General features: G+C 34.9%; 20 protein-coding genes, 1 tRNA gene and 1 pseudogene. 1 reads left to right on the top strand and 21 read right to left on the bottom strand.

The genetic code is table 11. The features are described 5' to 3' along the window. Positions 1-7: 7 nt before the first annotated feature. From H8S51_RS00735 to H8S51_RS00675, 13 genes and pseudogenes are all read right to left on the bottom strand, one after another. Positions 8-220, bottom strand: coding sequence for a DUF3892 domain-containing protein (locus tag H8S51_RS00735; protein WP_186900484.1), 213 nt, complete (start codon positions 218-220; stop codon positions 8-10). Between the two features lie 295 nt (positions 221-515). Continuing rightward, positions 516-1,451, bottom strand: a complete 936-nt coding sequence (locus H8S51_RS00730) for an RloB family protein (RefSeq protein WP_186900483.1) — start codon at positions 1,449-1,451, stop codon at positions 516-518. A gap of 3 nt (positions 1,452-1,454) precedes the next feature. Further along, positions 1,455-2,837: an AAA family ATPase gene (locus H8S51_RS00725; protein WP_186900482.1), complete on the bottom strand. Its 1,383-nt coding sequence runs from the start codon at positions 2,835-2,837 to the stop codon at positions 1,455-1,457. A gap of 244 nt (positions 2,838-3,081) precedes the next feature. Continuing rightward, positions 3,082-3,351 (bottom strand): annotated as a pseudogene (locus H8S51_RS00720) (ParA family protein); the annotation flags it as partial. 17 nt (positions 3,352-3,368) lie between these two features. Further along, positions 3,369-4,340 carry a ParB/RepB/Spo0J family partition protein gene (locus H8S51_RS00715; protein WP_241070822.1) on the bottom strand — a complete coding sequence of 324 codons (972 nt, stop codon included), beginning with the start codon at positions 4,338-4,340 and terminating at the stop codon, positions 3,369-3,371. Between the two features lie 205 nt (positions 4,341-4,545). After that, positions 4,546-4,617 (bottom strand) — tRNA-Arg (locus tag H8S51_RS00710). A 504-nt stretch (positions 4,618-5,121) separates the two neighbouring features. Continuing rightward, on the bottom strand, positions 5,122-6,012 hold the full coding sequence (locus H8S51_RS00705; protein WP_330646698.1) for a DUF3881 family protein: 891 nt from the start codon (positions 6,010-6,012) through the stop codon (positions 5,122-5,124). An 88-nt stretch (positions 6,013-6,100) separates the two neighbouring features. Then, a complete protein-coding gene (locus H8S51_RS00700) occupies positions 6,101-7,135 on the bottom strand; it encodes an HD-GYP domain-containing protein (RefSeq protein ID WP_186900481.1) in 1,035 nt (344 codons plus the stop codon). A gap of 25 nt (positions 7,136-7,160) precedes the next feature. Continuing rightward, on the bottom strand, positions 7,161-7,682 hold the full coding sequence (locus tag H8S51_RS00695; RefSeq protein WP_118209756.1) for a DUF4446 family protein: 522 nt from the start codon (positions 7,680-7,682) through the stop codon (positions 7,161-7,163). Between the two features lie 41 nt (positions 7,683-7,723). Then, positions 7,724-8,632 (bottom strand): ParB/RepB/Spo0J family partition protein, encoded by a 909-nt coding sequence (locus tag H8S51_RS00690; protein ID WP_186900480.1) that lies wholly within the window; start codon positions 8,630-8,632, stop codon positions 7,724-7,726. Positions 8,633-8,635: 3 nt separating this feature from the next. Then, a complete protein-coding gene (locus H8S51_RS00685; RefSeq protein ID WP_117920589.1) occupies positions 8,636-9,403 on the bottom strand; it encodes a ParA family protein in 768 nt (255 codons plus the stop codon). Between the two features lie 1,467 nt (positions 9,404-10,870). After that, a complete protein-coding gene (locus H8S51_RS00680) occupies positions 10,871-11,512 on the bottom strand; it encodes a response regulator (RefSeq protein WP_117920590.1) in 642 nt (213 codons plus the stop codon). Positions 11,513-11,526: 14 nt separating this feature from the next. Continuing rightward, a complete protein-coding gene (locus tag H8S51_RS00675) occupies positions 11,527-12,531 on the bottom strand; it encodes a sensor histidine kinase (protein ID WP_186900479.1) in 1,005 nt (334 codons plus the stop codon). A gap of 184 nt (positions 12,532-12,715) precedes the next feature. Between H8S51_RS00675 and H8S51_RS00670 the strand changes: the two genes are divergently transcribed. Beyond that, positions 12,716-13,687, top strand: coding sequence for an alpha/beta fold hydrolase (locus H8S51_RS00670; protein WP_241070821.1), 972 nt, complete (start codon positions 12,716-12,718; stop codon positions 13,685-13,687). Between the two features lie 108 nt (positions 13,688-13,795). Here H8S51_RS00670 and rsmG read toward each other — a convergent pair whose 3' ends face one another. The 8 genes from rsmG to rpmH all read right to left on the bottom strand — a co-directional run bounded on the left by rsmG (position 13,796) and on the right by rpmH (position 21,037). Next, positions 13,796-14,512 (bottom strand): 16S rRNA (guanine(527)-N(7))-methyltransferase RsmG, encoded by a 717-nt coding sequence (rsmG, locus tag H8S51_RS00665; RefSeq protein ID WP_186900478.1) that lies wholly within the window; start codon positions 14,510-14,512, stop codon positions 13,796-13,798. 91 nt (positions 14,513-14,603) lie between these two features. Beyond that, on the bottom strand, positions 14,604-16,580 hold the full coding sequence (gene mnmG, locus H8S51_RS00660; RefSeq protein WP_186900477.1) for a tRNA uridine-5-carboxymethylaminomethyl(34) synthesis enzyme MnmG: 1,977 nt from the start codon (positions 16,578-16,580) through the stop codon (positions 14,604-14,606). A 100-nt stretch (positions 16,581-16,680) separates the two neighbouring features. Further along, the gene (mnmE, locus tag H8S51_RS00655; RefSeq protein WP_186900476.1) at positions 16,681-18,054 is read right to left on the bottom strand and encodes a tRNA uridine-5-carboxymethylaminomethyl(34) synthesis GTPase MnmE; all 1,374 of its coding nucleotides are present in this window, start codon (positions 18,052-18,054) and stop codon (positions 16,681-16,683) included. Between the two features lie 128 nt (positions 18,055-18,182). After that, a complete protein-coding gene (gene jag / locus H8S51_RS00650; RefSeq protein WP_006857741.1) occupies positions 18,183-18,809 on the bottom strand; it encodes an RNA-binding cell elongation regulator Jag/EloR in 627 nt (208 codons plus the stop codon). Positions 18,810-18,833: 24 nt separating this feature from the next. Continuing rightward, complete coding sequence (locus H8S51_RS00645) at positions 18,834-20,126, bottom strand: YidC/Oxa1 family membrane protein insertase (RefSeq protein ID WP_117920616.1); 1,293 nt, start codon at positions 20,124-20,126, stop codon at positions 18,834-18,836. A gap of 24 nt (positions 20,127-20,150) precedes the next feature. Beyond that, a complete protein-coding gene (gene yidD, locus H8S51_RS00640) occupies positions 20,151-20,360 on the bottom strand; it encodes a membrane protein insertion efficiency factor YidD (protein ID WP_117920594.1) in 210 nt (69 codons plus the stop codon). A 27-nt stretch (positions 20,361-20,387) separates the two neighbouring features. Then, the gene (rnpA, locus tag H8S51_RS00635; protein ID WP_006857739.1) at positions 20,388-20,726 is read right to left on the bottom strand and encodes a ribonuclease P protein component; all 339 of its coding nucleotides are present in this window, start codon (positions 20,724-20,726) and stop codon (positions 20,388-20,390) included. Positions 20,727-20,902: 176 nt separating this feature from the next. Continuing rightward, complete coding sequence (gene rpmH / locus H8S51_RS00630; RefSeq protein ID WP_015561063.1) at positions 20,903-21,037, bottom strand: 50S ribosomal protein L34; 135 nt, start codon at positions 21,035-21,037, stop codon at positions 20,903-20,905. Positions 21,038-21,048 lie beyond the last annotated feature (11 nt).

The following is a 21,048-nucleotide window of genomic DNA, read 5'->3' as shown; positions in this document are numbered from 1 at the left end:
TACCTCCCTACTCAATATTATTCTTTTTGCTGTCATCCGCAATTGAGCGAATATAAGTTGTGCCATTCGCCTTGTTTACAACTTGATAGTTTTCATAACTTTTATTACCTTTATTTATTTGAGTAACAGCATGCTCTAATGAGATATGTCTACCCGTTTCTATATTTACAAATTCAGTGTTCAAACCTTTTGGGTTTTCTTTCGATACCTTCAACTTCATTGTTTTCCCTCCTTTAAGGTACACTTAATACAGTAGTACAATTCGTACTACCAAGTTACTCTATATAAACAAACAATGACCTAGTTTGAGACTAATTTTCAAACATATGTTTAGGGATTGATTTATCGAATGATAAATGATAGATTAGAATTGTTTAAATATTCCAATGGTCATTTATGGTCATTAACAACAGGTCGAAGTTGCCGCTTCGACTTTTTTGTTGCCACATTCACATATTTCCATATCCCAATATTCCTTTTGTTTTACCAACCTCCTTTCCTCTACAAAACAATAGCTATTTTTGCATTTCACGTATTAGCATTCCCACATTACTTCCTATCGTATTTTTCAATTCTTTTTCATTCTCACAATATAGGCTCTCATTTCGAATTGCTTTTTCCACATTTCTTACCAATCCAATTGCATCATATTTAGATTTACTATATTTAGGAATTCTTTTTCTTAACTCCTGTTCGCAATACCTTCTTTCCGCAGATACTTTAGGATTTTCCAGCAGTAACTCTTGATCTAGTTCCTTTACGTCATCAAAATGCATTAGCAGCCAGAATTCAAAGCAAGGATTTGTAATATATATCCCATAATTTCTATTTTCACACTGCTCAACTACATAATCATACTGTACAGGTGTAAAGCTATCCTTATCTCGATCCACAATCAAACATATCTTATCAATTTCTTCTGAGTACGTTAATACACTATTATTAATTACTCTTGGAATATCAGCAACTATATTTTCAAGTTTCGATTCTTCTTTCAATATATCAAAGATCATCTCGCATGCCATTTGAAGATTGCCAACCTTTTCCTCGAGAGATACCCCTAGCTTTTCTTCACATATTTGCTGCAATGTAGTCCAATAACTTTTTGCTAACGGTCGATTATTTTCCAAAATACCATAATCCTGAAAATAATCCATTATCCAATTGAGAAGCGTTTCATATGACACTTCACCGCTTTTTAATTCTTCAATATTTTGTATGACTCTATCAAGAATTTTCTTGGGATTACTCCATCCGTCTTCACTATAGCTTCGAATAACTGGGATAACCTCTATCAACGGGTTAATTGAAATATACTCTTTTAATACGTCAACCGCTTCAAAATAAATAGCTTCTGTATTTTTCCCCTCATATACCAAAAAGTATTTTTTCTTTACCTCGTCATTTGGAAGAACTCTGGTTCTTTCTGAAAAACTTCTTTTTTCTCTCATGCACTATTCCTCCTTTACAGGAAAAACCGTGCTAAAAATAGGAACACCTCCATATCGACCTTCCAAATATGCTTTGTCAATTTTTTGGTCAAACCTTGCATTATATTCTTCTAGCGAATATACAGTCGACTTTCCTAATTTATTCTTATTCACGAACCAGATTTCATCTCTTCTTAATAATTCAAAATCTAAAAGTCTTGATTCATGTGTTGTTACAATCAATTGTATATTTCTTTCTTCTGCAACTTGCAAAAATGTTTCCACAAACTTATATGTCAAACTTGGATGCAAGCATCTATCAAGTTCATCTATTACATAGGTTTTTCCTTCACCCGCAAGTAAAATTTCCAATAAATCTAATACACGTACAGTTCCATCAGACTCTTCCGACAACTGAAATAGTACATCTTTTTCTCCGTGAGAAAATTCTATTGTCTGACATTTTATTCCATCTTCTTCACTAAGAGTAATAATAAAAAAGTTTGTATTACTTCTCATAACCAGCGCAATTTGAGATAATTTTTCATTTCCTCTAATTTCTGCTTGCTTCTGTTCAATATCTGAAATTATTCTTTTCTGCAATTTCTGTGGTAACTCACCAAGCACCTTTTCTACCGGTACATCTACCATTTTAAAATCCGTAATTCCAGTACCAAATGCAGAAATAACTCTACAGACTTCCTGAACATCCTTTGCCTTGGCCAAGTAAGAATAATCCGAAATAGGTTGATCTGGATAATTAATATCAAATTGCTCTTTTATCCACAAAAACACATCTCTTATTATGGCAGCATCATCAAACTCGCTATATAAATTTTTCTTATTTTGGTTCATTAAATTTAAAAACAATACCGATGTATCGTCACTTACATCGCTTGCATAAACATCTATTTTCTCATAAAGACCTTTATGTCTTAAATCTTTTCCAAGTTCATATTTTCCTGTCAAAATATCTCTTTGGAAAATTACTTTCTCTGAGTTATCTGTATTTAATTCAATCAACCATTCTGCAATAAATTTACTTTGGCTCAAAATCACTTCAAATCCATATGCATAATATTTATTATTTAATAAAATCTCTAGTTCAAAGTAACTAGCTTCATCTTGATTTGAAGGCTCTATTTTACAATAACGCTCAGTATGACCGTCTGGCAACCCCTTTATAACTGTTTGACGCATAAAATCCATTGCTTTAACCAAATTAGATTTACCCGCTGCATTTGCCCCATATATGGCAGCAAACTTTAATAACTTCATCTTGCCATCATCATAAATATGCTCTTTTTTGTTTCTTACCTTTCCTGAAATCATAGAAAACTCTTCTGTTTTTCCATCTTCTCTTCTATCAAAAGACAAAAAATTTTTAACATTAAATCTAATTAGCATATTATGCACCTCCATTATCTTACTCGTTTAGTTTAAGTGATTTTTTCACTTTTGTCAATATTATATTTATTATTTTTATCTATTTACTGAGTTTTAAACCGCTTTTTTCGTTTTTGCAATCCATTTCCACAACAAAAATTTTCTATAACAAGTCAATTAGCAAAAAAGTCACCCTATGAGTTTGATTTCTAATGTCCAGAGCATAACTGTCACCAATCGCAAAGGAGTATGTAGCCTGCACCGATATTAGATCCACACCTTCCTTATGATGAAGGATTGTTTTTTCAATATTCAGTTTTTCATCATTCACAATATTCATCATGAGTGTTGCCAGAGAATACTCCATTTCATCCGGCTCCTCATATCCAAGGCTGATTGTCAGACTTCCCTGTGGATCTCCGTCTATCAGCAGAACTTTCTTTCCTTCCTGAGCCAGACCTATACCCAGATTCACACATGATACGGTCTTTCCGACTCCACCTTTTTGATTTGATACTGCAATAACCTTACACATAACATTTCCTCCTGTTTTTAATAATTCAGTACATACAATTTCAAAAGTTCAATTATTTCTCTCTTCATCTGTTCCGTAGAATAATTCTTTGGAAAATACTTATGAAGCTGATCATTCTTAAACACTACCCGGTCTGTTTCTTTCTGCTTTATTTCGCTTAGAATATCTTCAACTCTCTGGGTTGTTAATTTTCCATCAGCACTCAGTTTTTTCATACGCATTGCCTGCGATAACGATGGTGTACATAGTGTTAATTCCATATCATCAAGTACATCCTTCTGCTCTTTTTTCTTTAGATATGCTATCTGCACAGCCGGAGTAAATCCCATTGAACCATCATCTACCTTTTCCAACAGTTCAGGAATCAGATCTGCCATCTTGATATATCTCTGCACCTGCTTAGGACTGTCTCCAGTTTCCTCACTGATAATCTCCAATCCCTTTTTCCCTGAATTGTGGTCAACTTGGTCAGCTTTCCTTCTTCCTGATTTTCTTTTGAGCACATCATATTTCATCTTATAAGCAAATGCTTTTTCACTCGGTTGGATTCTCTCCCTTTGCAAGTTTGAATCTACCATTGCGATAACTGCCTGATCATCTGTCATGTAGCGGATTATCGTAGGTACTTTTCTATATCCCAGTTTTTCCGCTGCAAATATTCTTCTATGCCCTGATATGATTTCGTAGTATCCTTCCTTTCGTGGTCTCACTATTACCCGAGTTATTATTCCGTATTTCTTGATACTGTCCTGAAGATTTTTCATCTGGCTATCCATTTCCACTCGGAACGGATGGTTTTCAAATACTCTTAGCCGTTCAATCGCTATTTCAACAATCTTTTCATCTGGATCCATCTGATCCACTTTCTCTGCATAGGCATCCTCCTTCTTCCTGAAATAAAAAAATCCGCCCAGATTAGAACCTAATCTAATCTGAACGGAATACTCATTCAGGCTTGATATTTTCCAAGCAGAAATATTTTTAATCATTACCCTTTTGTTAGCTACACCAATTTACAGCCCTTTACACCAGCTGCATTATAGCTTTTCATTTCTGTTAGCAAATCTACAATAATTTTACTGTTAGCAATTTGCATTTTCTGTTAGCAAAAATGCTCATATTTTGATTTGCTGTTAGCAGAAAAACAACAAAAAAACGGCAATGATTTTTCTCTCATTACCGCTTAAAATAGAGCGTTCCCTATAGGAATCGAACCTACAATAGAGTCTTAGGAGGACCCCGTTATATCCATTTAACTAAGGGAACAAATGCCGTATTTTCGGGCTTTTCAGCCTTTTTGGCTCCGGCTGCCATGTTTATGAATCCAATCACTTGCGTGATGAATTGCCTCTGTTATTATATATTGATTTTAGCCTTTTTGCAAACTCTAAAATCCCGTTGTGTCTCACTAAATGGTCTCCACTTAGTTGCCCCTTAGGAGGCGCTTGTTATATCCATTTAACTAAGGAGACAAGCGCCGTATTTTCAAGGCTTTCATACCTTTTTGGCTACGGTTGCCATATCTATGAATCCAATCACTTTCGTGATGAATTTCCATTGTATCTTACTTTGACATCTTCGTCAATCCCTGTTGGAATCGAATTCCGATTTACCACCTCTGTGTTTTCACTGGGTTTAACCATGATTAAACCTTAGGAGGCGCTTATTATATCCATTTAACTATGAGAACTTATATAAGATATATGCTGTATGTGGTAAATCCACATACAGCTTTTTTATTCTATCATACTTCCTCAAAAATATCTATACTTATTCTCTATATTTTATACTTCCCTGCATCCATACAATGCCCTTAAATCGTCTGCCAACCTGTGGTTCCCCAACCAGATCTTTCTGATTGATACATACACCAAAATTCATTTCATTGCAGCAGATATCAAGTACCCATACATTCTCACCTGTAAGATTATTCTGCTCCATCCTGCAGTCCATGATTTCGCCAAGGATTGCATACTGATCGCTTTCAATACCATATGGCATAAAATAAGAATCGACAATGCTGAGTACATCCTCATGGGTAATGCGTCTCGATAACATGGAATATGTATCAATATCTTCTAATGTTAAATTTTCAATCGCATTCTCATCCCCGTCTCTTGCAGCTGCAACCAGATAATTGCGATCTGTGGTATTCTGCTGATTCTGTTTATTTTTTTTCTCAGCTTTGTTAATTGGGAGCAAAATTTTTCCCTCTGTGGAAAGTGCACCTAAAATGACACCCTCTTCCAGATTTATATATCTTTTTGATCCTTTTACTGCCAGAAAATCAACAACATTCTGCAGATAGAAAATTAATGTTACACCTATTCGGACTTCATCACATATCCCCGCATAGGACTCTTTTTCCGCATGCTTTTCCACTTCTGCCTGTTCTCTTGTGGATAACATTGTGCCAAAAAAATATGGATAGTAATAATCCATCTCAAATGTATCATCTTCCCGATAGGTACCTCTTAATGTCAGACCAAAAAAGTCACCAAACTGATAACAAAGTTCTGCAAATTCATTTCCTTCAGAATCCTCTGCCACCTTAATCGTATCTGGTTTTGCTTCTATATCTTTACATATTTTTTCGAGTTCTTCTTTCTTAATATCAGAAAGACCGACTGCTCTTAAAAATTTATGCATACTTATCTCCATTCCTGCGCCTTCCTCCAGCGCATCTCAAGTTTGTGTGTCAGCACAAATCTTGTGTGTGAAAAATGTATTTTTCACACTATCTCCATTCTTAAACCAACTGCAGAATTGATATTTTTTTATTTTTTGTCAGGTCATACCTGATTTCCGTCATTTGATTCGTCTGATCCAATACCACAACGATTGGACGAATCGAATTATCCGTCTGGCATATGACAATCCCTGTTTCTCCTGTATTCAGCCTGATTTTCGTACCAACCGGATAATATGCAACCATTTTCTGTATTACTTTTACAATTTTCCGTTCAAATAAGAGGTCTGCCGCCTCGATCATTGTCTCAAGTGCCTGCTGTACACTGATTCTTTTACATTCCATTCCGGAAATCATACAATCAAATGCATCACACACCTGTAATATATTACACTCTATATCCTTTGTTTTTTGTTTTAAAGGATATCCTGATCCATCTTTTCTCTCATGATGTGTTAATACCATTTTTTTTGAGACCGGTGATATCCAGTCTTCACCTTCTAACGCTGAATATGCCAGTATTGTATGTTTTTTTAATTCAAATACTTCAGATGCCGGTCTGCTATCCATATCAAAATTAATATATGGAACCGTAGTATAACGCATACCAAGATCATGCAATAATGCCCCTATGGCAATATCAATATAATCCTCTTCTTTTACTTTTAACATTTTTGCAACTGCCAGAGATAACATAGTCACCTGTACCGTATGCTCATAAAGATTTCCATTGCGTTCTTCTATATCTATTACCTTAGGCTGTTCTGCTTTTGTTATTTCACTGACAATTTCATTTGCCAGCTCAGCCATTTTGCTCAGTGAATTTTTTCCATGGTATATATGATTCTCCAGAATTTTCTGTACTTCACTGACATAATACTTTTCTCTTTCTTCATTGATAATCAAATGTGTTGTTTCAAAGGCTTCATACGGATCTTCGATACATACTGTATCAATTCCCAAAAAAGAAATCAGATCCAAATACTCCGGTTTTAACACAGTTCCGCCGGATATCAATATTTCTTTTTCTTTCGTTATAACCGGTTCCGCCAGTGTTTCTCCGCCTACAAGTGATTTGACCTGCCGTATTATCATTATCTCTCCATTATCTTATTTTTCATTATTCCTCATTTGAATTTTTCAAATCGCTATTTGGATTCATTGCTCGTTTTAAAGCTTCCTGCTCTTCCTCTGATAAAACAATTACAGAATTGCCATCAATAATTTCTTTAATATATGTATAGCAGCCTTCTCTGGTGTGCATTGCGTTAATAATAAATCCATTATTGCGCATATCTAACATTGCAAGAGAAAAACTTAATTTTCCGCCCATCTCATGAAATGCATCATACTTAATAAGTCCCATTTTCTGATAGGTACACTGCATATTTTTAGAGAGTACTTTAATATTTCTGTCATTTTCTTCATTTGATTCTAACAGGGAATCAACCTGATCGAGCCTTTGAATCAATGTATCTTCCAATGTCTTCGCATCTTTTCCGCTCATAAAAATACGATAATTCTTTTTCAGTTTTTTCATCTGAACAATATTTATAATCACCAATATAAATAAAATCAACAGAACCCCGCAGAGTCCTATAATAATATAATCTGAATCAATTCCTAAATACTTTGAAATCATTATTTTACCTTTCGTTATTTAGAACAAATGTTCTGTGTATTTTATGCGATTGTACGAATCAGATCAATAATCCGGTCTAATTCATCCATAGAATAATATTCAATTTCAATTTTTCCTTTTTGATCATCCTTTTTATTGATAGCGACTTTTGTTCCAAGGATTGATTTCATCTTTTCCTCTAAATCATGATAAATTGCTTCCATTGCAGGATCTGAAACCTTTTTCTTTTCTACAGGAACATCTTTATTCTTTTGGATTTTTTTTACCAGCTTTTCTGTCTCACGTACGCTCAAATTTTCGTCAAAAATTTTCTGAGCCGTTGCATATTGTTTTTCCGCATCTTCAATTCCAAGCAGTGCCCTTGCATGACCAGTTGTAATCATATCATCAATTACCATTTGCTGAACACGTTCATCTAATTTCAAAAGTCTCATCGAATTGGTTACTGCCGTTCTGCTCTTAGAAACACGCTCGGCAACCTCATCCTGTTTCAAATGAAATTCTGTCAAAAGTCTTTTATATGCAAACGCTTCCTCAATTGGATTTAAATTTTCTCTCTGTATATTTTCCACCAATGAAATTTCTACTACTTCCTGATCCGTAAGATTCATGATTCGGACTGGAACTTCTTTTAATCCTGCAAGTTTTGCAGCTCTCCAGCGTCGCTCACCTGCAATGATTTCGTAATAATCCTTTTTATCTAATACAAGTAATGGCTGAAGTACCCCTACCTGTTTAATGGACTCTGATAAATCTACTAATAAATCTTCATCAAAATTTTTTCTTGGCTGTTCCCTGTTTGGTTCTACTTTATTAATATTGACAAAAATTCCATCTTTCTTCTCAGAATCTGCATTTACCTTTATTGTCTCTGATTCTTTATTTACATTTACTTTATTTGGAATCAATGAATCTATTCCCTGTCCCAAACCACGTTTTTTTGTTGCCATATTTTATACATTCTTCCTTTCCATAACTTCTTTTGCTAACATGCGATAGCTCTCTGATCCTGCAGATTTTGTATCATACATGTTAATAGGTAATCCATGTGATGGTGCTTCTGCAAGACGTATATTTCTAGGTATTAATGTATCATAAATCTTTGTATCAAGATTTGTTCTTACATTTTCAACAACCTGGTTTGATAGATTTGTTCTTACATCATACATGGTAAAAACGATACCATCAATATGAAGTTCAGGATTCAATCTCTGCTGTACAAGATCAATAGTGTGTATCAACTGACTGAGTCCCTCTAATGCATAATATTCACACTGGATTGGAACAAGTACAGAATCAGCCGTAGTCATGGCGTTAATTGTCAACATATTCAATGACGGCGGACAATCAATAATTATAAAATCATAATCATCCCTGACATAATCTACAGCATTTTTCAAAATATATTCTTTATCTTCAATGCCTAACAGTTCAATTTCTGCTCCTGCAAGATTTACATTGGACGGTATAATTTTCATGCCTTCCACTACCGTATCTACCATACTTTCTTTGATAGAACATTCATCCAGCATTAATTCGTATACCGTGTTTTCCAATTCATTTTTATTTACACCTAATCCACTCGTCATATTTCCCTGCGGATCAAGATCAATTGTCAAAACTTTTTTTCCTGCTTCGGCTAAACAGGAAGCAAGGTTAATCGCCGTTGTTGTTTTACCTACACCACCCTTTTGGTTGGCGATTGCTATAATTCTGCTCATTTTAATCCTCATTTCCTTTTTTATTGTTTTCATTATAGCACTTATATATATGCATTTCTATAATAAAATGTTTCACGTGAAACATTTTGTATAATTTTACTTTTATTATTCATCTGGAATTAAAAGAATTATATATTTTTATCGAATTAAAAATTATTTACTTCTTCATCCGATAAAGAACCTTTTGTAGCTCTTTCGTATACTTGGACTGTCCCGTTTATAGCCATTTTTGATTAGGTACAATTTCTGGTCAAAATGACTTTTATATTCATAAGACACAATTATCTGTGGAAATTTTGGTAGTAAAAAACTTTTGTATAAATTATCAGCCAACAAATCACACAAAGTCAAGGCTTTTGTATAGCTTTAGTTAAAAATTATTTTTTCTGGTCATAATATAATATTTTACAATAATATAACATAGGCCTAATGTCTCATATGTAATGTTTCATTGATCACGAATCATTCAAAAAATATATATTCCTAATAAAAAATTTTAATTTGACAGATAAGCATATAAATTCTATTCTGATGCTTTCAGATTGTGTGCAATTTTATTGATATAATAATATGTACCTCCTATTATCATGAGTTAAAAATGTTTCACGTGAAACATTTTTAATGTTTTCTTTTTTATATTGATATTAATATAAAATATATTTTTAGTTTTGTCCTTGTTACAAATTTCCATTATATAAGTATAATTTTAAATATATGAATCTTACCTTTACACTATTTTTCCTTGAATATTTATTTTAAGAAAACAATTAATTTATAAATATAATTAATCAACTTCTTTTTAAGAATGTTTCACGTGAAACATTCTATATATAACCATCTTTATAGATTTAATAATAGTCTGGTCAGATATCACTTATAAATTAGTTTTTAATGTAATATATTACAAAGCACTAAGATTAATTTTGCGGATTCTATAAAATCAATACATTTTTACTTTCTTTTATCTAATATGCTAATTTACTAATTTAATTTTCTGAGCAAATTTGTTGTAAAGTAGTAATGTAATTATCCCATTTACGATACTATCAAATGTATCTGTTTTGTTTAGGAACAACAAATAAGCTATTAAACTTATTTGTAACCTAATTTTAAAATAACCTATACCAAGAACAAGAAATGACACACATTTTAAATTCACTGTTACGCTAGAGCGGTGACAAAGTGGTGCTGTTTACAGCTAATTTTTCCACGAAGTGTTTGATCCTGACCAAAAGAATTTAATTCATAGGGCGCATTTTTCTGTAAAGATCCGGATGTCAAAAGATGATTTTTAATTTTTTGATTGGCATATTGCACAAAGTTATGAATCACCTTTTGACACCTAAATTCTATAAATTTAAAAAACCCATATAATGTTTCACGTGAAACATTACATGAGCTTTTTATTTATTACTAATCTTATATATTTAGTAGTAATTTTCGACTCCGCAAACGTATTGACTATGATTAAATTGTAATCAGATTATTACGAATTGCAAATACGGCTGCCTGTGTACGATCTGTAACTCCAATTTTCTTAAAAATATTAGATACGTGATTCTTTACCGTACGTTCACTAATATTTAACTGCTCTGCAATTTCTTTATTATAAGTTCCATAGGAAAGCATCTTTAAAACTTCAAGTTCTCTTCTGGTAAGACTTTCAATTTTACTGCTGTCGCTGTCACGATCAAGCATCTTGGAATTTAAAACCGGTATTAAACTTGGCTGTATATAATCTTCCCCATTAACAACTGCTAAGATTGCTTTTTTTAATTCTGCAGATTCAGAATCTTTTAATAAATAACCATTTACTCCAATATCAACTGCCTTCAAAAGATATTCGACCTCATTATGTACTGTTAAAACCATTACTTTAATTTTCATTTTCATATCTTTTATTCTCTGAAGGACTTCGAGTCCATTCATATTTGGCATATTGATATCAAGTAATAATATATCAGGTACAACTGTTTTTAATTTTTCAAGACAATCTACTCCATCACATGCTTCTGCAATAACCTCAAACTCGCCTTCTAACTCTAATAACTGCTTTAAACCTTCACGAATCATTGAATGATCATCTGCTATCATAACTTTTACTGACATCGTTTTGTACCCCCCTATTCGGCAATTGGAACTTCAACCTGAATCTTCGTTCCTGCATTTGTTTTTGAATGAATGTCTATTTTTCCAGATAAAAGATATACTCTTTCTCTCATCATTGACAAACCAAATCCAGAATTATCTGCTTTGCAATTACACTCATTCTCCTCATATACAAATCCCTTTCCATCATCTTCAATAGAAAGTATAATTGTTCCCGGTTGATAGTTTAAAACTACCTTTATTACAGAACAATCTGCATGGCGGATTGCATTACTGCAGGCTTCCTGAATAATTCTTAGCAAAGTAATTCCAATAACAGGATTTATTTTGTAAGACTCACCAACTACAGAAAAATTTATCTTTTTTGTTTCACTGCTCTCTAACTTTTCTAACGCACGTTCAATCGTAACTTCTAAGCCTATATCATCAAATGACATTGGTCGCAGATTGTAGATCATATTTCGTGTATCATTGATAATATCACGCAAAGTTTTAGACATGATATTTAATTCCAGTTTACATCTGACCTTATCCATATCAATTAATTTACTGCATAATTCTGTTTTATGAACCAGACTTGTCAGATTCTGCACCGTTGAATCATGTAATTCCCTTGATATGCGCTGTCTCTCATTTTCCTGTGTTTCTAATAATTTTAACCGGAATATCTCATCGCTTATATCAGAGTTATTATCATTTATTTTTTGTTCCAGCTCAGAAATTGCATCATTTAATTCATTCAGCTTTGTAACACAGGATGTATATTCTTTTTTTCTGGTATCTAACTGTTCCTGTAAAAGTTTCTGCTGCTCCTCTAAATGTAAAATCTGTTCCCTGCCCTTTGGATTAACATCCCTGGGGCTGAATGATTCATAGTTTGAATCATTTTCTTCTTTTAAAAGCATTATAAATGCCTTATTTTCTTTCATCTGTAATTCCAGTGTCTGAATCGATTTATGTATATCTTCCTTATTAGTCATCAGCTCCGACTGAAATTTTTTTAAATATTCACTTATCATATACTTCCTTCGAACGTATGTTTTATATTACATAAATAATAAACCATTTTTATTTTATACTAAATTCACTTTGTTGAAAAGATAAATTTTTCATGAATCAAAAATTTAATTTGTATAAGCGGCCAAAAGCGGCTATAATATTATTATAAAAATAGCCTGTTATTTGGCAGATATGGAGGCATTTATGAATAAGAGTATGAAAAAAAATATCAGACATTTTTTTCTGTTAACTGCATTAGCTGCCGGAACCATTCATTTCGTAAATCGTTTTATCGATCTTACTGCTTCAATGAAAAACATCTTAAAGACGGAAAATGGTAATTTTTTTGATTGGAAGAATGGAAAAATCTATTACACAAAACATGGTTCTGGAACACCTGTTTTATTGATACATGATCTGAGTCCACTCAGTTCCTCTTATGAGTGGTGCCGTTTTGCAAAAAAACTTGAAAAGCAGCATACCGTATATACGATTGACCTCTTAGGATGCGGACGTTCAGAAAAACCTTATCTGACATACACTAATTACTTATATGTTCAGCTTATTACTGATTTTGTAAAAGAAGTAATAAAAGATACCCCTACAGTAATTGCAACGGGTTCTTCCATTTCATTTGTGACGTTGGCAGAAAATATGACGAATCATTTATTTCACAAAATCATTGCTATCAATCCGCCAATGCCTGAAAAATTTAACCGCACGCCAAGTAACTCTTCTACTTTAAAGAAGACATTACTGGAAGTTCCTGTTCTCGGAACATTTATTTACAATGTAAAAACGCATGAAAAAAATATACAGAAACTATTTTATACTGAATATTTTAACAAACCACAGCTTGTCTCCTCTAAAATGCTGGATGCCTACTACGAAGCATCACACATGAATGGCAGCCACGGAAAATATTTAATGGCAAGTATTGAGGGACAGTACACTGACAACTGCATTTTACATGCACTAAAGAAACTTTCCATTCCATTCTATGTTGTGGAAAGCCGGAGCAATCCTGATTCTGTTCAGATCGTAACCAGCTATGCAAAACAAAGTTCCTTTATTGAAACTTCATATATTTCTAATGTAAAATACCTTCCACAATTAGAAGCTCCTGATAAGTTAGCTGAAGTTATTCAGATGCTTTTTAATCGTGAAAAAAATTAATTTTATATCGAATCAACAGACGGTATGTTCTGGGAATATTTTATTACCATGAAAAAAGTGACTGTGAAAAGTAAATTTTCTACAGTCACTTTTTTTATGAACATAATATTAATGTAATGGCTCTTTCGTCGGCGTCCCGGCTTTTCTTGGATATATTTTCGGTGTGTGCTTTTCCTTGTTGATCACAACAAACGATCTTTTCTGTTCATACAGATCAAATTTATACACATCCGTTACTTTTCCACCTAAAACAAAAACAGCTTTTTTCGCTTCTGCCACTTCTTCTTCAATGCTGCCTGATTTATATGAAATAAATTTGCCACCAACTTTCACAAATGGTATACAGTATTCGCTAAGAGAAGACAAATTTGCCACTGCACGTGAAACACATACATCAAACTGTTCTCTGTAATCTTTATTTTTACCAAGCTCCTCCGCTCTGGCATGAACAGCAGTAATATTTTTCAGCTCCAGTTCATCAATTACCTGGTTTAAAAATTTAATCCTTTTATTTAAGGAATCTGCAAGTACCAGTTCTAAATCTGGAAATGCAATTTTAAGCGGGATTCCGGGAAATCCTGCCCCGGTTCCGAGATCTAAAATTTTAACATTATCTTTTAAATCGTATACACGACACAAAGAAAGACTGTCCAGAAAATGTTTTTCCACTACTTCATCAAATTCTGTGATTGCAGTCAGATTCATCACCTTATTGGTTTCTACCAGAAGTTCATAATATTTAAGAAACTGATTGATCTGTTTATCACTCAATTCAATCTGAAGTTCTTTTAAACCTTCTTTAAACTGTTCCAGATTATAATTCATTCTGATCTCCATTCTCTGTTTTATATGCAAATGTCCTAATTATATAAAATCTTCGTTTTTTTAATCTGCCGACAATGTCATTAAATTTATTTTAGTCTTCCGATTTCTTCTCATGGTACTTCATCTGCTCCATATACACAAGCAGTACTGATACATCTGCCGGCGATACTCCTGAAATACGGGATGCCTGTCCGATTGAAGTTGGTGAATAAGTCTTTAATTTCTGACGTGCCTCAATTCGCAGACTTGGAACATCATCATAATTAAAGTTTTCCGGTATCTTTTTCTTTTCAAGTTTCTTAAAACTTTCCACCTGCTTCATCTGACGCTTAATGTAACCATCATACTTGATACTGATATTTACCTGCTCAGTAACTTCAGCAGGAAGATCCGGACGTTCCGGATCGATCGGTGCTAATTTATCATAATCAAGCTCCGGTCTGCGGATCAATTCTGTCAGAAATGTTCCTGTATTTAACGGAATACTGTCATAACTTTCCAGCAATTCCTGTACTTTTTTATTCGCACCAATTTTTACTTTTGCAACACGTTCAATTTCCTGCGCGATCAGTTCTTCTTTTTTGCATACCCAGTCATAACGTTCTTTTGAAATTAAACCAATTTCATAACCTTTTTTCGTCAGACGCAGATCTGCGTTATCCTGTCTTAACAGCAGGCGATATTCTGCACGTGAGGTCATCATTCGGTATGGCTCGTGGTTTTCTTTGGTCACAAGATCATCGATCAATACGCCAATATAGGCTTCTGACCGGTCTAAAACCAGAGGTTTTTTTCCTAAAATACTCATAGATGCATTGATACCTGCGATCAGTCCCTGACAAGCTGCCTCCTCATAACCGCTGCTTCCGTTAAACTGTCCACCGGAAAAAAGTCCTTTGATCTTTTTAAATTCAAGTGATGCATAAAGCTGATTTGGGTTAATGCAGTCATACTCGATCGCATATGCATTTCTTACAATTTTAACATGCTCCATTCCAGGCAGCGTGCGGTACATCTCATGCTGAACATCCTCAGGCAGTGAAGATGACATACCTCCAACATACATTTCATTTGTATTAATGCCTTCCGGCTCAATAAAAATCTGATGACGGTCTTTGTCTGCAAATTTTACTACTTTATCCTCAATGGAAGGGCAATAACGCGGACCGGTTCCTTCAATAATTCCGGCATAAATTGGTGAACGATCCAAATTTGCACGAATGATTTCATGTGTCTTTGGATTTGTATATGTCAGCCAGCAGGAAACCTGATCAATCTGCACATCATCCGGGTTTGTTGTAAATGAAAATGGAACTACTCTCTCATCTCCCTTTTGTTCCTGCATTTTTGAAAAATCCAGAGAACGTTTATCCACTCTCGCAGGCGTTCCTGTCTTAAAACGAAACATCTCGATTCCATGCTCTTTAAGTGAATCTGTAAGATGATTTGCTGCCATAAGACCATTCGGTCCGGTATAAGTGATCATCTCGCCTGTCAGACAGCGTGCTCTCAAATACGTTCCTGTACAAAGTACAACTGCCTTACAATGATAAATTCCACCGGAAACAGTCTTTACCCCGGTAATTTTCTGAAGTTCGCCATTAACTTCTATAACCTGTCCATCTTTTTTTCCTGCATTTATATATTCTTCTGTAACAGCAGAATTTACCGGAACCGTAATGATCTCGGCTACTTCTGCCTGTCGGATTGTAAGATGCTCTGTATTCTGAAGTGTTTTCCGCATCTCCATGCTGTAATTCACTTTATCTGCCTGTGCACGCAGGGAATGTACTGCAGGACCCTTGGATTTATTTAACATCTTAGACTGGATAAATGTCTTGTCAATATTAATCCCCATCTGTCCGCCAAGTGCATCAATCTCTCTCACAAGATGCCCTTTTGAACTTCCTCCAATATTTGGATTACAAGGCATCATCGCGATACTGTCCACACTTACTGTAAAAATAATTGTCTCCAATCCAAGCCTTGCACATGCTAATGCCGCCTCACATCCCGCATGACCTGCCCCCACAACTACCACATCATAATTTTCTTCAATCGCAGGCATCTTCTTATCCTTCTTTCTAAAAAATCTTATCAAAAAAGCCAGTACACCGGAAGAATGCTGCCTTTGCATTCTTCCAATAATTGGCACCCATTGGTGCCAATTATTTGCCCAGACAAAACTTACTAAATATCTCATTCACAAGATCATCTTCGACTGCCTCACCAATGATGCTTCCCAGTTCTTCATATGCATTCATCAGATCAATAGAATAAAAATCTTCCGGCATACCGTCCATAATACTCTGCACCACTAAATTTAAACTATTCATTGCTTCCTGTAAAGCAGTTTTATGACGAATATTTGTGATATACACTTCATCATTAAATGTAACTTCTCCGGTGAAAAACATCTCACGGATTGTCTCTTCCAGTTCCCCGATCCCGGTCTGCTCCTTCGCGGAAATTGCAATCATCTTTTTATCCAGATGCTTTCTGATCGATTCTCGATCAGTAACCGGAGCCAGATCCGATTTGTTTAAAAGAATGATTGCTTTTCTGTCTTTTAAAAGCTCCATAATTTCAAAATCATTTTCATCCAACTGTGTTGATGTATCCACAACATAAATCGCCAGGTCTGCATCATTTAAGTATTTTTTTGCACGATCCACGCCAATTTTTTCCACAACATCATCCGTTTTCCGGATTCCCGCTGTATCGATCACATTTAAAATAATTCCATTTAAATTGATCTGTTCTTCTAATACATCCCTTGTCGTTCCTGCAATATCAGTAACGATCGCCCGTTCTTCTCCAACAAGTGTATTTAACAATGATGATTTTCCGGCGTTTGGTTTTCCAATGATTACCGTTGAAATACCTTCTTTTAAAATTTTTCCATTATCGCTGTTTGCAAGGAGTTTCCTGATTTCTTTACCTGCTTCTTCCACGATACCCTGAAGTGTTTTAGGATATCCATCCAGACTGATATGTTCCGGATCATCTAATGCAGATTCAATAAATGCAATCTCATGCAGTAGTTTTTCACGGACTGTTTTTACTGCAGACGAAAGAGAACCGGAAAGCTGCCGTTCTGAACTCTTTAATGCAAATTCATTTTTTGCATGAATAATATCTATGACAGACTCCGCCTGCGCAAGATCGATCCTGCCATTTAAAAATGCACGTTTTGTAAATTCACCAGGCTCTGCCGGACGCGCACCGTATTTGATCACAGTCTCAAGCACACGCTTCATGACATATACTCCGCCATGACAGTCAATCTCGACGGTATCTTCTTTTGTGTAACTTTTTGGTGCCCGCATCAGCACTACCATAACTTCATCGATCACTTCATCCCCATCTTTGATGTGACCATAATGAATCGTATGTGTCGGCATATCGGATAAATTTTTTTTATTTTTCATAAAAAAAATCCGGTCAACAATCTGAACTGCCGCATCCCCACTGATCCTTATAATGCCGATTCCTGAACTTGACATAGCTGTTGCTATCGCAGCAATCGTATCTGTTCTCATAATCCCTCATTTCTGAGCAGCTTGTTAAACTGATCCCTCGTCTCTAATATACAAAAAAATTCGTGGACGTTTTCTCTATCCGCCACGAATTTTTCTGTGTCATTCATCACACACGGATGAAAACTGTTTTACTGTCTCTTTAATGTTACAACAACATGACGATAAGGTTCGTCTCCTTCGCTGTGTGTTGTCACAAACTTATCATTCTGCAAGGTAGAATGAATCACTCTTCTCTCATAAGGATTCATCGGCTCTAAAGAAACCGGACGTTTTGTTCTCTTTACCTTGTATGCAATATTCTTTGCAAGATTCTCTAATGTCTCTCTTCTTCTCTTGCGGTAATCTTCCGTATCAATTTTGACTTTTACAAAACTCTCTGCATTTTTATTAACAGCAAGATTGGTCAGGTACTGGAGAGAATCTAAGGTCTGTCCTCTTTTTCCGATCAGAACGCCCATGTCATCACCTTTTAAATCAACATTGATCACATTGCTGTTTTCCTCTGCAGTCATAACGATCTCAACTTTTAAATCCATCGCTTCGAATACTTTATTTAAGAAATCTTTGATATCATCATTCACAGAATATTTCTTGCGTACTTTGATAACTGCATCTTTTCTTCCGATGCCGAGAAATCCGTTATTTCCTTTTTCAACGATCTCATATTCGATTCTGTCACTGGTTGTGCCCAGTTTTACCAGTGCTTCTGTGATTGCTTCATCGACTGTTTTTGCTGAAATTTCAATATATTCCATATCCAAAACCCCTGTCCTTTCTTATTATTTTCTGCTGTTTTTCTCATTAAAATCACGAACCATATTGGCTTTTGCAGCCATACTTCCGGCTTTTGCCTTTGCTTTTGTGGCATTTGCTTTTTCTAATTCAAGTTCACGCTGTGCCTCACTCATACCGGACTTTTTATCTTCTTTTTTCGGCTCATTGATCTGTCTTGTATTGATTTTTGCCGCATTGGAAATCTGATTTTCAGCAATTCCCATTTTTTCACGTTTTTTCTTTGCTTTCTCCTGATTCTTCTTAATGATATCCTCAAGGTTGATCTTCTCAAAATGCTTATTTAAGAAGAACTGCTGAACACTTCGAACTACCGCACCGGCGATCCAGTAAATACCAAGACCTACAGGAACTGTAAAACACATTACAAATGAGAAGATCGGCATTGTACGGTTCATCATCTTCATCTGCTGTGCAGCCATATCATTTTCATTATTGCCATTAGATGGAGCAGCCTGTGGCATCAGCTTGATATTAAGTACCTGAGTCAGATAAGAAACGATCGGTACAAGCAGCGCTAAAACTACAAATAAAAAGTTATGTGATGCAAAATTAGATGTCATAACCTGCCATGGTGTATCTGAAATATTCAGTCCCAGAAAGTTATTTACATGTGAAACTGTATCATATGTTGCATTAATGGTATCCGTTAAAGAAGGGAATGCACTCTTTAAAGTATCCCATCCATTCGAATTCATTTTATATAAAACATCAACAATAGAGTTAGAAAGTGCAGTCGGATCTGATACTGTAAAGTCTGCTGCCGGCTGTGTCATAACTCTTAAATCTGTAACGAGCTGCGTCATCTTATCCTGATAACCGCTTGTTGCCATAATTCCATCAACCAGTGCAGAGAAATTGTTCTTTACACCGGATACATATGCCGGAACATTCAAAAATACACGGTAAAGTGCAAACAGTAATGGCATCTGGATCAGCATCTGAACACAGCTTCCCATCATGGAAACACCATATTTTTCGTATACTGCCTGTGTTTCTTCCTGCATTGCCATCATAGATGCCTGATCTTTTTTTCCATTATATTTTTTCTGGATTGCCTGTAATTCAGGCTGCATCTTCTGTGATAATTTTGAGAACTTCTGCTGTTTGTAAGTTAACGGGAATAAAATCGCATAAATTACGATTGTAAAAATGATGATAGAAAGACCAACATTCTCAATACCAATCATTGACATCAACGCATAAATACCATTCATTACCCAGCCAAGTACTTTGGCGATCGGTCCTAAAATAGCACCATTGTATGCTGTTAATAACATATCTGACACTTGTAAATACCTCCGCTATGGAACTGGATCATATCCACCTTTTGAAAAAGGATTACATCTTAAAATTCTCCATAAAGCAAGTGCTCCTCCTTTTATTGCCCCATATTTTTCAACTGCCTCTAAACCATATAGAGAACATGTCGGACAATACGGACACTTTGTCGTTTTCATTGGAGAAAGATATTTTCTATAAAACTTAATTAAAGCAATTAATATTTTTTTCAAAATGATTCCATCTTCTTTTTTCTGAAATTAACGATTGATTACTTTGTGAAGACCTCCAAGATGCAACAGGGCACTTTCTGTTTCATGATAACTGATATCGCGTGCCGTGCTTCTTGCGATGACTACAATATCCAAACCATTATTGAACATGTCTTCATGTAGTCTGTAGCTTTCCCGGATCAGCCGGGTCAGATGATGTCTGATAACACTGTTTCCAACTTTTTTACTGACGGATATGCCAAGACGATTTCCTTCTGTATGATTTTCCAGAACATACATTACCAGATAACGGTTCGCATAGGATTTTCCCTGTCTGTACACTTTCTGGAAATCACTGTTCTTTTTTAATGATTCCGAAAACTTCATCCTAGTATGCCCTTTCTGATTATTTACCTAAGGCACCAATTACCTTCTGTCTGTTTTGAAGGTCTGCTTACTTCTCTTATAAAATATCTTTGAATGAACAAATAGGTGGTACAAAATGCACCACCTCATTATTCATCCATTCTTCTTAAGGAAAGAAAAGACCACAAAAATGTGGCCTATGCTGATAATTTCTTTCTACCTTTTAATCTTCTAGCAGCCAATACTTTTCTTCCGCCTGCTGTGCTCATTCTGCTTCTGAAGCCATGAACTTTTGATCTCTGTCTTTTCTTCGGCTGAAATGTCATCTTCATGTTATATCCAC

Origin of the sequence: Roseburia rectibacter, from assembly GCF_014287515.2 — a bacterium.
GTDB classification, from domain to species: Bacteria; Bacillota; Clostridia; order Lachnospirales; family Lachnospiraceae; genus Roseburia; species Roseburia rectibacter.
Note: the sequence above shows the minus strand (reverse complement) of the source record. Positions and strands in the feature narration are given on the sequence as shown.